The sequence below is a fragment of the Pedobacter sp. ASV1-7 genome (assembly GCF_040203335.1).
Lineage (GTDB): Bacteria > Bacteroidota > Bacteroidia > Sphingobacteriales > Sphingobacteriaceae > Pedobacter.
The window spans coordinates 247,447-263,545 of record NZ_JBEHBV010000008.1 but is presented as its reverse complement, the minus strand read 5'-3'; the positions used below and the strand labels follow the sequence as shown (position 1 = coordinate 263,545).

At 35.4% G+C, this 16,099-nt stretch carries 13 protein-coding genes; 10 read left to right on the top strand and 3 right to left on the bottom strand.

Features of this window, described 5'->3' with window-relative positions:
• Positions 1–3: 3 nt before the first annotated feature.
• From ABDJ41_RS18420 to ABDJ41_RS18375, 10 genes are all read left to right on the top strand, one after another.
• Positions 4–960: a FecR family protein gene (locus tag ABDJ41_RS18420; RefSeq protein WP_349787556.1), complete on the top strand. Its 957-nt coding sequence runs from the start codon at positions 4–6 to the stop codon at positions 958–960.
• Positions 960–2,702: a peptidase associated/transthyretin-like domain-containing protein gene (locus ABDJ41_RS18415; protein ID WP_349787555.1), complete on the top strand. Its 1,743-nt coding sequence runs from the start codon at positions 960–962 to the stop codon at positions 2,700–2,702. Before ABDJ41_RS18420 ends, ABDJ41_RS18415 begins: the two co-directional genes overlap by 1 nt.
• A 42-nt stretch (positions 2,703–2,744) precedes the next feature.
• Positions 2,745–3,038, top strand: a complete 294-nt coding sequence (locus tag ABDJ41_RS18410) for a hypothetical protein (protein ID WP_349787554.1) — start codon at positions 2,745–2,747, stop codon at positions 3,036–3,038.
• Positions 3,039–3,136: 98 nt separating this feature from the next.
• Positions 3,137–3,682, top strand: a complete 546-nt coding sequence (locus tag ABDJ41_RS18405) for an RNA polymerase sigma-70 factor (RefSeq protein WP_349787553.1) — start codon at positions 3,137–3,139, stop codon at positions 3,680–3,682.
• Positions 3,683–3,774: 92 nt separating this feature from the next.
• Positions 3,775–4,425 (top strand): hypothetical protein, encoded by a 651-nt coding sequence (locus ABDJ41_RS18400; protein ID WP_349787552.1) that lies wholly within the window; start codon positions 3,775–3,777, stop codon positions 4,423–4,425.
• Positions 4,409–5,641, top strand: coding sequence for a DUF4374 domain-containing protein (locus ABDJ41_RS18395; RefSeq protein ID WP_349787551.1), 1,233 nt, complete (start codon positions 4,409–4,411; stop codon positions 5,639–5,641). The genes ABDJ41_RS18400 and ABDJ41_RS18395 overlap by 17 nt, the downstream gene beginning before the upstream one ends.
• 75 nt (positions 5,642–5,716) lie before the next feature.
• Positions 5,717–8,110 carry a TonB-dependent receptor gene (locus tag ABDJ41_RS18390; RefSeq protein WP_349787550.1) on the top strand — a complete coding sequence of 798 codons (2,394 nt, stop codon included), beginning with the start codon at positions 5,717–5,719 and terminating at the stop codon, positions 8,108–8,110.
• A 32-nt stretch (positions 8,111–8,142) separates the two neighbouring features.
• On the top strand, positions 8,143–9,354 hold the full coding sequence (locus ABDJ41_RS18385; RefSeq protein WP_349787549.1) for a DUF4374 domain-containing protein: 1,212 nt from the start codon (positions 8,143–8,145) through the stop codon (positions 9,352–9,354).
• 83 nt (positions 9,355–9,437) lie between these two features.
• A complete protein-coding gene (locus ABDJ41_RS18380; protein ID WP_349787548.1) occupies positions 9,438–10,580 on the top strand; it encodes a PepSY-associated TM helix domain-containing protein in 1,143 nt (380 codons plus the stop codon).
• A gap of 9 nt (positions 10,581–10,589) precedes the next feature.
• The gene (locus ABDJ41_RS18375) at positions 10,590–13,085 is read left to right on the top strand and encodes an outer membrane beta-barrel protein (protein WP_349787547.1); all 2,496 of its coding nucleotides are present in this window, start codon (positions 10,590–10,592) and stop codon (positions 13,083–13,085) included.
• Positions 13,086–13,164: 79 nt separating this feature from the next.
• Here the strand turns inward: ABDJ41_RS18375 and ABDJ41_RS18370 are convergent, their stop codons facing one another.
• From ABDJ41_RS18370 to ABDJ41_RS18360, 3 genes are all read right to left on the bottom strand, one after another.
• Complete coding sequence (locus ABDJ41_RS18370; RefSeq protein ID WP_349787546.1) at positions 13,165–13,734, bottom strand: DUF6580 family putative transport protein; 570 nt, start codon at positions 13,732–13,734, stop codon at positions 13,165–13,167.
• A gap of 78 nt (positions 13,735–13,812) precedes the next feature.
• Positions 13,813–14,910, bottom strand: a complete 1,098-nt coding sequence (locus tag ABDJ41_RS18365) for a DUF5074 domain-containing protein (protein ID WP_349787545.1) — start codon at positions 14,908–14,910, stop codon at positions 13,813–13,815.
• A gap of 11 nt (positions 14,911–14,921) precedes the next feature.
• Entirely contained in the window at positions 14,922–16,025 is a 1,104-nt protein-coding gene (locus ABDJ41_RS18360; protein ID WP_349787543.1) for a cell surface protein, read from the bottom strand.
• Positions 16,026–16,099 lie beyond the last annotated feature (74 nt).

Below are 16,099 nucleotides of genomic sequence, written 5' to 3'. Positions count from 1 at the left end.
GGCATGACCGATGAACTATTGATAAAGTTTCTATTAAAAGAAACAGCTGAAGATGAACACATCTCAGTACAAAACTGGATAAATGCCTCTCCCGCTAATAAAGAGCATTTTACAAAGTTTGAAAAAATCTGGAACAGCAGTAAAAATCTATCCACGAAAAAAGATATTAGTGAAATTGAAGCATGGGAAAGATTTAAACAAAAAGCCCATGTGCAGCAACCAGAGATCATTAAGATAAAACCGAACTTCGGTTGGCTAAAAATTGCAGCGGTGTTATTTGTTATAGCAGCTTCATGGTCTTTATATCAAATACTTTCGCCTGTTTCCTATATTCCTGTATTGGCTGGTAATAAAGTAACTACAAAAATACTACCGGATGGTTCTGAAATAACATTAAACAAAAATGCAAAAATCAGTTATGCAAACAATTTCAAAAATAACAGGACTATTCACCTTGAAAAAGGAAGTGTATTCTTTAATGTCGTTCATGATAAAACAAAACCATTTGTAATTGATATAGACAAGATATCTGTACTTGTAGTAGGAACTTCATTTAACATCAAACACTTAAAAGAACAAACAGAAGTGATTGTTGAAACAGGAATAGTAAAAGTGAGTTTGAATAAAGAGGAAATCAATCTTCAAAAAGGAGAAAAAGTAATTATTAAAAATAATGTTGATCAGTTGGTTAAAACACAAAATACTGATCAACTATATAACTATTACCGCAGCAATGAGCTGGTAACTAATAATACTCCTCTATGGCATGTAGTAGAAGTCATCAACGAAGCATATGGATCAACAGTAATTATTAAAGATCCAGCAATAAAGGGTCTTAGTTTAAATACTACGTTAAAAACCTCCGCAAGTCTGGAAGACAATTTACAAGTCATATGTAAAACACTTAATCTGACCCTTATACGTAACCAAAACGAAATTATATTGTCTAACCACCAATAATGAAATTAAAAATACTCCTCATATTCTTCTTGATAACTGCATGTGCAAAAGCTCAGATGCCAATTCCTGCCAACAATCATAATCTGGAGAAAAAAGTAACTATTGAAGTAAAAGATCAGCAAATATCTCAGGTGCTGCAAAAAATAAGCAGAGCAGGAAACTTTTATTTCTCATATAGCGGAACTTTAATAAAGCGAGATAGTCTGGTTAGCATTAGTGTAAAAAATAGTTCTGTAAGAGAAATATTAAATCGACTATTTAACAACAAAGTTGATTATGCAGAGAATGGAGAATATATTATCCTTAGATATGCTGCAAACCACTTTACTATAGAACCGGAGAATATTACGACAGCCGAAAAACTATATCTGATTAGCGGCTATGTAATTGATACACAAACAGGAACAAAAGTAAAGCAGGCCAGTGTTTATGAGAAAAGATTACTTCAATCTACCCTTACCGACAATAAGGGTTTTTTCAGGTTAAAGTTTAAGGGGGATCATAATGAGGTGATACTAACTGCAAGTAAGGAAAGTTACCGAGACACCACCTTGATTTTCCTATCAGACATTAAAATAAAACCCGAAGGTTACAATGATCATGAGGGACGCAGAGTTAACATGGGCGATGCTAACATTGAAAATTCAGGCCTTGGTCGATTCTTCATCTCTTCTAAACAAAGAATTCAAAGCCTTAACATTCCTGATTTTTTTGCCAATACACCATTCCAAGCTTCATTAACTCCAGGGCTAAGCTCACATGGAAATATGAGTTCACAGGTTATAAATAGGGTTTCTTTAAATGTTCTTGGTGGTTACACAGCAGGAACTGACGGATTTGAAATGGCTGGATTATTTAACATTACTAAAGGTGATGTTAAAAAAATGCAATTTGCGGGACTCTTTAATCAAGTGGGTGGCTCTGTAAAAGGAATACAAATGTCGGGTCTACTAAATGATGTGCGAGGAGAAACAAAGGGTTTTCAGGCAGCCGGTTTGTTAAACCATGTAAAAAAAGATACAGAGGGTTTTCAGATTGCAGGTATTACAAATCTGAATAGAAAAAATATAAAAGGATTTCAGGCAGCTGGTGTCACAAATATTATTGCCGGGAGCTTTGGTGGTACGCAAATTAGTGGTATCGGGAATTTTGTTTCCAAAAATGCAGATGGTATACAGATTGCAGGTTTATTTAATTATGCTAAAAAATTAAATGGTTTTCAATTAGGATTAATCAACGTTGCTGACACTTCCTCAGGTTATAGTCTTGGTCTGATTAATATTATAAAAAACGGATATCATAAAGTAAGTTTTTACACCAACGAAACTGTAAACACTAATATCTCTTTAAAAACGGGAAATGCAAATCTATATACTATCCTATTTATTGGGATGAATATATCAGATCAGGAGAAAATAAAAACTGCAGGGATTGGTTTTGGTCACGACTTTATAATTAATAAACGCCTGGCTATCGGACTGGAAATAACAGGACAATCACTATATCTTGGCAATTGGAATGCTGCAAATTTACTCAATCGATTACAGAGTAATTTGCAATTTCAATTGTTTAGAGGTTTAACCGTCTTTGGTGGACCATCATATGCGTTATATAGTGGAGATTCACCCGCAGGTTCAAGTGCGACGGGATATAAACAGAATATAGTACCATCCCGACACACAAACTTTGGTAATGCAACAAAAGGATGGCTAGGTTTCAATGCAGGAATAACGATAATGTAAACCATTACAAAACAAAGCTTTCCTGTTTTTTGTTGTGTTAACATGGGACCCTTTAATATCAAAATTGGCTTTGGGAAAAATGAGGTAGCACTGAAGATATTACCCGCCGCAGGACATTACGTTATCCTTTATTACGATTGCATTGTTGGAGCGATTAAACGGGACGAAGAAGCGGACTCATGGGAGCAAGTACCAGATGAAAATATTGCTAAAGGTCATATCCCCTTTTATGAACCAGATTTAAATGCAGATCGACTGGACTTCGTCTTATGCGAACACACGATAAATTATATTGGAGAAGAGATAACGGCTTTTTTAAAAGATAATGGTCATTAAACCCAATCTTCCACTATATTACATAAGTATCATTTTCACAATATATATTTATAATTAATCTAAATAGCTATATTTGCAACGCATCATTCTAAATAGCATTGCAAAACCAGGAACAGCATACAAACGGTAGTAAAAAGATCAGAATCGATAAAGATACATTCGAGACGATTTATCAGATGTATTGGGAAAAAGTTTATGCTGTTTGTTACAACAACATCAGGGAAATAGAACCTGCTAGAGAAATGGTTCAGGATATTTTTAAATCAGTCTGGGAACGCAGACATGAGCTTGAACTGGAAAATGTAAATAATTATCTGATCCGTTCTGCAAAATTCAAAACCTTCGAATACATCAGAAATAAAGTTAGCCAGCAGCAACATATCTGTATAAAATATCAGGATTGCACTCATTCTTCCAATTGCACAGAAGAAAAAATACTATTTAACAATTTAAAAGAGAAAGTTGATATTTTAGTTGATACACTCCCCTGTCAATGTCGTCGCGTATACAAAATGAGTCGTGAACAAGGGTTAAGTAATAAAGAAATCGCCTCGGCTCTCCTAATTAGTGAAAGAGCTGTTGAATATCACATTACCAAAGCATTATCAGTGTTAAGAGTTAATCTTTCCAATTATTCTTCTTAATTTTTTTAAAATCATTACGGGTATTTGCTAGTTATGCTACTTATATTTTATCTAAGTTTGTGTTTAATATTAAAATTAGCATTACAGCTATAATGAAGATCAGTAAGGAACTTATAGAGCAATATCATAGAGGCCAATGTAGTCAGGAGGAACGCGATGCCATTGAATTCTGGCTATTCTCTGGTGACAGTGATGAAGCTTTGCAACTTCCGTTAACTGAAGATAAAGCGGCACATAAAGCTGAAATCTGGAAAGAAATTGAAAGCATTATTCCCCATGCCCCTGTCACACCTACTTTGAAAAAAACAGGAATACACCGTTATTCATTTTGGACAGGTGCTATTGCGGCATCTCTGTTACTCGCTATACTTTCCGTTACTGCTTATTTTTTTACGAAAAGTAAACAAGATGAACCGTTGATTGCTATTAACAATTCATCATTGGATGTAAGACAGGTTGAAGCAAATGCTTATAACATTTCTATTGGTCCTAATACCTCTGCTAAAATTGACAATAACAGTGGGATTGTGAACCTTACTGGTAGTTTATTAATTAGTCCCAAAAAGGATATCACACTCCAATTTGAAGGGAGTCAGGAAAACATAGTATTTAAAGCTGGACAAACTTATATTGTTCTAAAAGGAGAAGATGGGAATGATAAGGTTATTATCATAAATGAGAAAAACATTATGGATCTTCCTCCTGTACTTCAAAAACAAATCATTAATGAGTTTAAAATTTAAGCGCTTACAATTTCTTTACTTATTGCTTTTTTGCTTAACCGCCTGTAATCAGTCGCACACAGCTTCTGGAGATAGCAATGATAAAAAATACAGCATTTACATTCTCGCTATAGATGGTAAAGAGTATATACTTGAAAGCAATTCTTTAAGTAAAGGTGATCTAAAACCAGAACTTGATGGTACGGATGTGAGTAATATCCCTGTTAGCCGGGGAATTATTGTAAAAGATGGTTTTTATTATCACTTAGATCGAAAAAACCAGCTATTTATCAAGTATAAAATCCAGGATAAACAATTAAAGGAAATAGCTTCTGTACCATTAACAGACTTTTCAATTGAAAACTATTATTGGAAAAGTGCAGATACTGTATTACTATCTGGCTTAAATGCAAGTGATTTTTCGCAGGTAAAGTATGCAATGATCAATACAAAGAACATGCATAAGATTGCTGGTGATGATTTAGATATTTCTCGTCCTTCAGGTCGCTTTAATAATATCTCTATTGGCTTTGTTGAAATGCGAGGAGAAAAGCTTTTTGTCGGTTATACCTATCATGAACAACTTAGTACAGCTAATTATACAACTAGTGACACGACTTATATTACTGAATTCAAATTTCCATTGATGACAGTTGTAAAAACAGATAAAGACACCCGTTCAACCTACCCTGGAGGAGTAAACACCATACAGCCTTATTCATTTAATGATGAAGTGGGCAATTATTATTTTATGACCTGCCCTGGGATTGCTTTAGGCAATCGTCCTGAGCTACCAACTGCCATTATGCAAATTAAGACTGGCTCTGACACTCCTGATGAAAGCTATTTCTTTAATCTAAGTACATCAATTCATAATCACGCTTATGGAATGTGGTATCTAGGCAACAATAAAGTCATCATCAGATCTGAAAGAAAAGATCTCTTTAAAGATCTAGGTGACCATTACAGCACAGCACATTTTGAATTTTATATTGTCGACCTGATCACAAAAGCCATACAAAAGCTTGATCTTCCATTGGATAAAGGAACACGCAGACAATGTGTAATTGTAAATAAAGATGATGTGTATATCTCAGTAAACTCTTCTACGGAAGGCAATTACATCTGGATATACAACAAGAAATCAGGCAAATTAAAAAAAGGCCTTCAACTATCCGGAAACACCGATTTCATCCTGAGAATCGATGAATTAAATCCTTATTTAGAATTATTTTAATATTTCCTGTTTACCACCTTCGGTAAACAGGCAGTTATGCTACCTACTAGTATAAATGCACAATATTAAAATAAAATGTCATACGGTAAAACTCTACTTATACTCTTATTCAGCGTAATTTCCTTTAAAGCTTTTTCACAATCTTCGTCTGTCATTTCTGGTTACATTAAAGATGGAAATGAAACCATTGCCGGAGCGACAGTAAAAGTTAAGGGGGGCCAGATTGGTGCTACATCTAATGAACAGGGCTATTACGAATTAGTTGATATTAAATCGGGGGTATATACTTTAACCGTTTCCTACCTCGGATATTTAAAAGAATCAAAAACAGTTACTGTAAGTGATAATCAAAATTTAAGTGTAAATTTTTCTCTAAAAAAGGATCAGCAACAATTACAAAATGTTAATATTCAAGGAAAAACCAAGGTTCAGGAGATTAAGGAATCAGGGTTTTCAGTAAACGCCATTGAAACAAAGAAATATGCAAATACGACTGCGGATCTGAACCAGATATTAAACAGAAGTACTGGTATAAAAATAAGAGAACAAGGTGGACTTGGTTCTGACTTCAAATTCTCATTAAATGGCCTGTCAGGCAAACAGGTTAGGTTTTTTCTTGATGGAATTCCAATGGAGAGCTTTGGTGGGTCGATGTCTTTAAATAATATCCCTGTAAATCTAGCAGAACGAATTGAAGTTTACAAAGGGGTGGTTCCAGTTGAATTAGGTTCTGATGCTTTAGGTGGTGCCGTAAATATTATTACAGATCAGCATACCTCAAAATTTCTGGATGCAAGTTACAGCTATGGCTCCTTTAATACCACAAGGGCAGCACTCAATGGTCGTTTTACTGATGAAAAAACAGATTTGATCTTCAATTTTAGTGGTTTTCACAATTATTCCGATAACAATTATATGATGCGAAATAATCCTGAATATGATGCAGCAATTAAGGTTACCGAAAACAATGAAGTGGTACTTAAAGATGCTAGACGCTTCCATGATGCCTATCGCTCTACAATGGGACAATTCGATGTAGGCCTCAATAACAAATCATGGGCTGATAGGATAACAATTGGTTTTGCTTACTCCAATTTATATAAAGAATTACAAACCGGGGCTAGCCAAAACAAAGTTTTTGGTGGTGTGCATACCAGAGGAAACTTCTACATGCCATCTATAAAGTATAAAAAAGACAACTTCATTATTAAAGGACTAACAGCAAACATTACAGGTTCATTGTCTTTAGATAGATCTGATGTAGTGGATACAGCAACAAACTCTTATGGATGGGGAGGCAAAGGTAAATTAGAATCAATTGCCGGAGAGTTAAGAGATATCAAAACCATTTATCACTATAAAAATAATGCGGGTATAGTAAGAGCTAATTTTAACTATAAAATTAATGACAACCAGGATTTAAATCTAAATTATACCTATAATCATTTCGGCAGGTCGGCTATTGAAGATATAAACAAAGTAGATAACAATGCTTTCGATATTCCAAATACCATTGATAAAACTGTAATGGGCCTAGCCTATCAAAATCAACTGTTTGATAAAAAACTAACCAATACCGTATTTACAAAATTTTACAGACTAGGTACCTTTGTTAGAAATGCAGTTTATTTCTCGCAAACCAGTTCATGGACAAAAACAGATACCAGTGCAACAAACAATTATCTGGGTTACGGTTTAGCTTCAAGATATAAACTGACCGAAAATATTGGTTTAAAATTCTCTTATGAGCATGCTTACAGGTTACAGGAAGGTGAAGAATTGTTTGGAAATGGTATCAACACAGCTTCAAATCCAAAATTAAAACCAGAGGTAAGTGATAACATTAACCTTGGAGCCTATTATAATTATCAGCTAAACAACCACAGGTTTGCTGTAGAAGCTGCTTACTTCTTTAGAGATGCAAGAGATTTTATTTACAGTTCTCCAAATGGTGGAGGTATTTATACCTCTTATGAAAATGTTGGAAAAGCCAGGGTCTCTGGTGCTGAAACAGAAATAAAATATGGATATGCCCAATTATTAGAGTTTTCAGCAAATGCCAGTTATCAGCAGGTAAAGAATAACCAACAGTATGTGTATGGAACCGATAAACTCGATGCAACTTACGGAGATAATATTCCTAACCAACCCTGGTTATATGGAAATGCAAATTTTGGAATTGGTAAAAACGACCTGATTGGTAAAAATTCCAGAATACAGTTCAACTGGTTTACTCAATATGTACACTGGTTTTATCTGAATTGGGAAAGCCGGGGAAGCAAGGAATCAAACAACAAAATTCCTCAGCAACTCTCTCATAATGCAGCACTATCCTACTCATTTCAAAATGGAAAGTATAACATATCTGCTGAATGTATAAATCTGACTGATGAATTAACCTACGATAATTTCAGGCTACAAAAACCAGGAAGATCATTCTTCATGAAACTCAGATATTTTATCAAATAACAATAGAAACACAATAATTCAAAATAAACTTTATGTTAAAATCAATCAAAAAACCAGTCTCAGCACTGTGTATAGCGACAGTACTCGCTGTAGGATTTAGTTCTTGCAAAAAAAGCAAAACACCTGATGTTATAGAACCTGAAACTGAAAACATATATAGCTTAAGGGTATTAGCAGGAAGTCCAGCTTCATCTTATCTGGTACAAACCGGTTCTTTAAGCTCAGGAACAATTACTACCGCAGGTAATGGGGTTGCTACAAATTTAACTACCATAACCACTAAAAATGGTTTTTACTATGGTCTGGATAATGATTCTGGTAACCTGATTAAATATACATCCAATAATAAAACAAACACAATTGTTAAAGAAATCCCTTTCAAACAAATCAGCTGGGCATTCTATTCTAGCTTTTATAAGTGGAAAGATGATAAAACCCTGGTTCTGTTTAGTAGTAATGCAGCTATTCAATTTGAATATGCTATCCTGAATGTAGAAACGATGACCATTACTTCAAGTGGAAACATTAACGTTCCGGGATTAAAACCTGGTTATTATTTCTGGGGTTATAATGCAGCGTTTGTGGGTGAAAAACTATATTTAACCTATACGCAATCGGCTAATTCTAATGATATTTCCGACCGTACAACCTACCTTGCTGCTATGGATTACCCGGCAATGAACAATGTTGTTGTTAGTCAGGACACTCGTTTTGGTATGCCACAACATTATACACTACATATGCAAGGCTCTTTTACAGACAATGGAATTGCTTATTTCTTAGCTTCTCCAAACATCTGGACTTCCGGAGATGCAAACTTACCTTTTGGCATATATAGAGTAAAAGGTGGTACTACGCAGATTGATCCTAATTATTTCTATGAGCTTACTGACAGAACTAAAGAAGAAGCATTAGGATTGTTCTATCTTGGAAATGGGAAAGCGATTGTTAAAATATTGGACAGAACAAAAATTACTTCTTCTAGTTCTTATAATACATTGTATATCACAGAATATTATGTTGTGGATGTAGTCAACGAGACAAAAACAAAAATAAACATACCTAAAAGTATAGCTGTACCATTTAGTCAAAATGTAATGGTAAATAATGGTATAGCCCATATTGGTGCAAACACACCTGAAGGAATGTATATCTATCAATACAACATCAGCACTGGTGCTGTAACACGTGGTGCTAAAGTAGATGGAGCTAACACTATCGAACGTCTGGATCTAATAAAATAATCATACCGAATAAATAGGCTGTCTATAGGTTGGACAGCCTGTTTATTTAAATACTTAATACTTACCCTTTACTTTCACAATCAATGCTTTTAAAAAAAATAAATGCCTGGTTACACTTATGGCTTGGATTAGCATCCGGGATCATCGTCGTTATTTTAAGTATAACCGGCTGCATTCTTGTGTTTGAACAGGAAATCAGACAATTAACTTCTCCGTGGTTACATGTAGAGCAGAAAGGAACAGATTTTCTGCCCCCATCAAAATTGCATGAATCAGTTTCCAAAGCCTTACCTGAAAAAACTGTTAAAAGTGTATGGTATCATGGTGCAGGCCGTACAGCTCATCTTACTTTAAACTCAGACTCCATCGTTTATATAAACCCTTATACTGCCGAAGTGGTTGCCATGGTTGATCATGAAGATTTCTTTCATTTCATTGAAGAAGGTCATTTTCATTTATGGATGCCCGAAGAAATCGGAGAAATATTTGTTGGCTGGGGCACTTTAATATTCTTCCTGTTACTAATTAGTGGTGTAATTCTTTGGTGGCCAAAAAAATGGAACAAAAAAGGAATAGAACAAAGCTTTAAAGTGCGTTGGAAAGCAAGGTTTAAAAGAGTAAACTATGACTTACATAATGTTTTAGGCTTCTATTCTTTAACAATAGCGCTATTATTTGCCTTTACCGGATTGATTATGAGCTTCTCCTGGTTTAATTCAGGCGTCTTCTGGTTAGCAGGTGGTGAAAATAAACCACGGATACAGTCTGTTTCTGACACTACATTTACAGGACAGACCAAAATGCTGGAACAGGTTGATAAAGCATGGCTCATGGGAAGACATGAAATTGGAGAGTTTAATAAGGACGAGATTATAGTATCCTTCCGAAAGGAAGCTTCATCAACTATTTATGTATGTACAGATATGAAAAACGGTATCTGGCGAGACATCTATCTTGATCAGTTTACTTTAAAACAGCTCCCCGCTTCTCAATCTAAAATACGTGATGCCGACCTGGCTACATGGCTTCGAAGGTCAAACTTTAGTTTACATGTGGGTGCTATTGGTGGCCTGACTACAAAAATACTTTTCTTCCTGGCTAGTTTAATCTGTGCCTCTTTACCTATAACAGGCTTTTATATCTGGTGGGGAAAAAAGAAGAAATCGACAAAAAGTACTAAGCCAAAAAAGGCTGCCCCACAAGAAAAAAAACTGGCTATTTCTTAATCTAATCTTATGGAAACACAAAAATTAACAACGGGTAAAAACCTTGTTACAGGCTTCCCTTTGCCCTTTATTTTGCTGATACTGCTCTCATTTTATAACCCATTGACTGCCCTGTCTCAACAAACAAAAGGAAAGGTTTCTGGAACAGTAATCTCATCCGATGGGCAAGCCCTCCCCTTTGCTTCTATAGCATTAATGGATAAAGACGGACAAACTTTAAAAGGAACGTTAACTGATACGGTTGGTATATTCCAATTTCCAGCCATCCCTGAGGGGCATTATCAAATAAAGATCAGTACGATGGGCTTTACTTCCCATCAATCTAAAATATTTGAAATATCTGTCCATAACCAACATATACATCTGGGCAAACTTACTTTACTTGAAGATGCAAAACTGCTTAGCAATGTGACTATCAGTGCGCAGAAAAAGCTGATTGAACAAGGTATAGACAGAACAATAATTAATGTTGAAAACAGTATCTTATCAGAGGGAAACACAGCTTTAGAATTGTTAGAAAAAGCACCTGGAGTAACTGTAGATCAGGATGGTAAAATCTCTTTAAAAGGTCGCCCCGGTGTGATGATTATGGTCAATGGAAAATCGACCTATCTCTCTCCAAAAGAACTAAGCACTTTATTAAAAGGAACCAATGCCAACTCGATTTCTAAAATTGAAATCATGAGCAACCCATCTGCAAAATATGATGCAGCTGGAAATGGAGGCATCATCAATATCCAAATGAAAAAGAATACTTTAACAGGCTTTAATGGCACAGTTTCTTTAAATGGAGGAGCTGGCCGAAATGCCAGATATGGCAGTGGGATTGGTCTTAATTACAAGACAAGTAAAGTAAATTTTTATGGAAGCTATAATTATGGATATCGTGGAGAAACAGAATATCTTGATTTTGTAAGAAACTTTTATGACTCTGGTATTGCTAGTGGAACACCTGACCGGACTTCGAATCAACATACGAAAACAAATGAGCCATTACACACTAATAATTTCAGACTGGGTGTTGATTATCAGTTAAACGACAATAGTGCTCTTGGCATTCTTATAAATGGAAATATAGGTAAGTATACGCATGATAGCAAGACCAGCAATCTACTAAGCAATAATGCAGGTATGCTACTGAGCAATATGGCTACCAGCAATTACGATAAACAAAACTGGGAAAATCTGACCTACAACCTGAATTACCTTTATAAGTTTAAAAAAGAAGGCAGGGAACTTTCTGCTGATGCAGACTTTGCGAGCAATAGTTTTACTTCAAATCTTAATCTGAACACTATAACACTGGCGGCTGCACCAAACCAACCCAATACGGATATCAGCAGACGAGGTTATGTGCCTGCTGTAACAAATGTATATCTTGCAAAACTTGATTATACAGATCCGATAAGCAAAACATTAAATTTAGAAACCGGAATTAAAAGTAGTGTTACCAATTCTGACAATAACTTAATATATGATCTGCTTAATAATGGTAATTGGGAATATGATAACAATGGCAGCAATCATTTTAAATACAAAGAAGAGATTCATGCTAGTTATTTAAACTTCAACAAATCATTTAAAAGCTTTAGTATACAAGCAGGGTTAAGAGGTGAATACACACATACAGAGGGACACCAGATTACTACGGATTCATTAATATCCCGTAGCTATTTCCAACTATTCCCTAGTGTTTTTGTGAACAAGCCAATGGGCAAAAACCACCAGTTACAGCTTGCCTATAGTCGCAGAATAGAACGGCCCGACTATGGTGATCTAAATCCATTTCGCGTATTCAGGGACCCTTTATTATATTACCAGGGTAATCCATTTTTAAGACCTGAGCTTATCAATACCATTCAATTGAGTCATAGTTTTAAAGAAAAGTATACCACAGCAATTAATTATAGTCAGACCAGCGATGTGATGACCTGGATGAACGGACAGATTGATGATATCAATACTACGTATGAAATGCCCTTGAACTTAAACCGCCTGATCAATTATGGCATTAGTTTTACGGCTTCTACTGCTTTTACGGAGTGGTGGTCGGGTACACATTTCGCTAATGTCTATCGTAACGAATATAAGGGCACTGGAGAAAGTGGCAGTTTTAACAGTAATGCTACAAGTTTTAATTTCAATACACAAAATAGTTTCAAAGCCGGCAAAGGCTATTCAATTGAATTAAATGGCCTTTACAACGGAGGTTCAGTTTATGGAATCTCGAAATACAAAGCCAATTATATGGTCTCTGCAGGGGCACAAAAGCTTATTTTAAATGAAAAAGCAACCATAAAGCTAAGCGTAAATGACATATTTCAAAGCAGACAGCTCAGAGGCAATACCATTTATGGAAATATAGATATGAGCAGCCATATTCGCTTTGACAGCCGCAGGGCAATCCTCTCCTTTTCTTACCGTTTCGGAAACCAGAATCTGGTTAAAAAAGAAAGGAGAACTGGTAGTGAAGATATTCAAAACAGAGTTAAAGGTGGCGGTTAACCAATAAAAAACAATCATAAAAAAAACGTTGCTCCGAAGGGCAACGTTTTTTTTATGATTGTTAAGTTGCACTTGTTAATTAAGCACTTAAACCCTTTTTAAAGCTTAAGGCCGGATACCATGCCATAAAACCGAACATAATAGCACCGTATATTACAGTTCCATATAAAAACTTCAGCTCAAAGGGGATAGCCGCGATCAAACAAGCACCAAAACCCGCTAATGTCGGTGGATATAATCCTGGCGTATACATTGCACTAATATCAGCAACAATCCAGTGAATCAAAACCACAGCAAGAGTTGCTGTTACCATACTTTGTAAATTCTTTTTCTTAAGTAACGCTTTACTTGCCAATACCATTAATATAAAGGCTATGTAAGTCCAGTACCATCCACCATAGAAAAATCCATATCCAGAAGTCTGGGCAATAAAAATATCACTTATCAATAATACAGCTAAAGGAAAACCAAAAGCTTTAAAATTATTGTTAAAATAGGCTCCTCCAAACAAAGCAATAGCCCCTACTGCAGAGAAATTTGCAATTTCTTTAAAATCATCAGAATAAGGCGCCGCAATGCGGAAAGCACTAACCAGTACAACAATAGCTACTAAAATTATTGTACTTGGATTAAATTTAGTTCCAGACATGTTTATATCAATTTATTATACAAAGTTATATTATTTCTACGGATAATAAAAACACCCCTTAATGATCATGTTCCAGCATTAATGGAATACAAACATTGAAGGAAAATAATATCCGCTATAAGGTATTTGCTTAATCAGCTCTCCACTTTCTGCATTGTAAAAATAGATATTGTTGACCAGGTAGTTCTCACCAAAGCCGTCCTGTACTGTGGTGGTAACAATCTGATTAGTTTGCGGATTATAACCCAGGTTCTTTTTATAAAATGATTGCTTTGCCGGCGTAGTAATAAAAGCTTGATTAAGAGAAGATTTATCACCCTCAATGTATTTATACATTGCCTTACCACCACCATAGTTTTGCGCCTGCAATAAATACACTGTATTATTCTTTGTTGAAGCAATGATTGGAGAAGAGAACCAAGTCCCCCATGTAGTTGCAGGTTTAAATGGTAGCTCCACACTGTCTGTTTCCAAAGTTTGAGGATTAGAACTGTACAGGAATTTATCCTTTGTATACCATACTTTTTTGTTTGGCGTTTGGGCAAAACCTAATGTAACTCCTGCTATTCTCTTAACCACACTAAAATCTTCAGCATTGTATATAACCGCACCAGCTGATTGATTAAGCACATAGATATACTTACCAGCTTTTAACATGTCACCAGTCTGCCCAGACACACCTGAAAGTTTAGATAAAACATTAAGATTCTTAAGGTCAATTACATGTACCCCATTGCTGCTACTTAACAAGCCTCGATTTTCATCCAGACCAACAAAAGCACGCCAATCATAACTTGCAGAACCAGGAATTCGCCCTACTTCTTTCAGAGTCTTAGCATCAGCTACCACAACAGGCCCCCTCGCTTTGCTCACTACATAAATATTATTATTGAACTTAGCGCCGAATTGCACAGTTGAACTTTTTGGCAAAAAGCCGTCGCTATCTGGGTTTTCCTTTTGAAAAACACTATCCTTAAGTGTTCCTGATTCATAGTCAAAGAAACTGATGGACCCTGTACCAGTAAAAGCCCATCCTTCGTTGATCACAAAAAAACCGTTCTCGTATTTACCTGGTTCAGATATCTCATCTATAACCAGATCCTCTTTATTACATGACAGTAAAGTACTGGCAAATGCCAGTACTAACGCTACCTTTTTAAAACTAATTTTATTCATTTATAATGATTTTACTTTACTAAACTAAGATCAGCGACCCCTAGTACTTCCGTAGACAATTCTCCCAGCCAGCCCATATTTGCTTGTAAAGCTGTTTGTATTTTAATGAAATCAATACCTTTCAATGATACCTTTTTACCATCTTTATCTACCGCATTACTAATATCTATCTTATCCCCTCCAGCAGTATTGTCAGCGTAACCCCATGCAAAAGGTGCACTGGTGATATAACTAGGATTAGTCATATCAATACCTGAAGATGGTAGTATAGAACCAGTTAATGTATATTCATTGCCAGTTATCCATAATGGAAAATAGCTCTGCTTGTGAAAAGTATTTGTTGCTACAAAACCTGTATTGCCATCACTATCTTTCCATGGGATGGGATCAGTATCTGGTGTTGGCCTGGTATAAGTAACTGAATAGTTTCTTTTATAACCTGCTTTTCCAAACTCACTTCCCGCTACTTCATACCAGGTATCATCAGGTTTTCCGTTGTTATTTTCATCCTGCATTACCCATATTATTCCCGGTTCAGCAAAATTGCCCATTGCGTTTCCATAAACAATAATATCTTCCTTTTCACCATTAATAACGGTATGATCAAAGCCCAATATAATGTTTCCACCCCAAGCACCTAAGGTTACCATTCCTTTTTTACCAAGAATTCCTTCTGCACTTATAAGATTTCCAGGTACTTTATTTATAAATTGTCCAGGTGCAGGATTATACTCAAAAAGCTTTGTTACATACATAGAACTTTCCGGAGTAACAGGTATAACGGGAGCTTCTACATTGATGGTATATAGAAAACTGAATGTACCTGAATTATTAAAAGCCGTGTATTCAATTAGGTAAATACCCGATGTAATTGGAGTAAATTCATAAATACTATCTGTGCTTTTCACTTCTCCATCCAGTTTCCATTCTTGCTGAAAGGCTACTCCATTTTTAACGCTTGCCGAAAAAGAAAGTTTTTCATTTAATTTACCCTCAACATCCTTTTTTGAATCCCCCATTTCAACTTGTGGAGCAGGTATTGATTTATCTTTTTTACAGGCGGATAATGTAATGACGAATAAACACGCCAGGAGTAGATAACTTTTGATTTTCATAATTATAAATTTGTTTTTTATTTATTTGATTTTATTATTTAATTAACTATACTATACCTCTGATTTATTGACAT

What these genes read in the sequence shown, in the direction of transcription:
- ABDJ41_RS18420 (WP_349787556.1), top strand. Translation starts at nt 4, where the DNA reads ATGACCGATGAACTATTGATAAAGTTTCTATTAAAAGAAACAGCTGAA.
- ABDJ41_RS18415 (WP_349787555.1), top strand. Translation starts at nt 960, where the DNA reads ATGAAATTAAAAATACTCCTCATATTCTTCTTGATAACTGCATGTGCA.
- ABDJ41_RS18410 (WP_349787554.1), top strand. Translation starts at nt 2,745, where the DNA reads ATGGGACCCTTTAATATCAAAATTGGCTTTGGGAAAAATGAGGTAGCA.
- ABDJ41_RS18400 (WP_349787552.1), top strand. Translation starts at nt 3,775, where the DNA reads ATGAAGATCAGTAAGGAACTTATAGAGCAATATCATAGAGGCCAATGT.
- ABDJ41_RS18395 (WP_349787551.1), top strand. Translation starts at nt 4,409, where the DNA reads ATGAGTTTAAAATTTAAGCGCTTACAATTTCTTTACTTATTGCTTTTT.
- ABDJ41_RS18390 (WP_349787550.1), top strand. Translation starts at nt 5,717, where the DNA reads ATGTCATACGGTAAAACTCTACTTATACTCTTATTCAGCGTAATTTCC.
- ABDJ41_RS18385 (WP_349787549.1), top strand. Translation starts at nt 8,143, where the DNA reads ATGTTAAAATCAATCAAAAAACCAGTCTCAGCACTGTGTATAGCGACA.
- ABDJ41_RS18380 (WP_349787548.1), top strand. Translation starts at nt 9,438, where the DNA reads ATGCTTTTAAAAAAAATAAATGCCTGGTTACACTTATGGCTTGGATTA.
- ABDJ41_RS18375 (WP_349787547.1), top strand. Translation starts at nt 10,590, where the DNA reads ATGGAAACACAAAAATTAACAACGGGTAAAAACCTTGTTACAGGCTTC.
- ABDJ41_RS18370 (WP_349787546.1), bottom strand. Translation starts at nt 13,734, where the DNA reads ATGTCTGGAACTAAATTTAATCCAAGTACAATAATTTTAGTAGCTATT.
- ABDJ41_RS18365 (WP_349787545.1), bottom strand. Translation starts at nt 14,910, where the DNA reads ATGAATAAAATTAGTTTTAAAAAGGTAGCGTTAGTACTGGCATTTGCC.
- ABDJ41_RS18360 (WP_349787543.1), bottom strand. Translation starts at nt 16,025, where the DNA reads ATGAAAATCAAAAGTTATCTACTCCTGGCGTGTTTATTCGTCATTACA.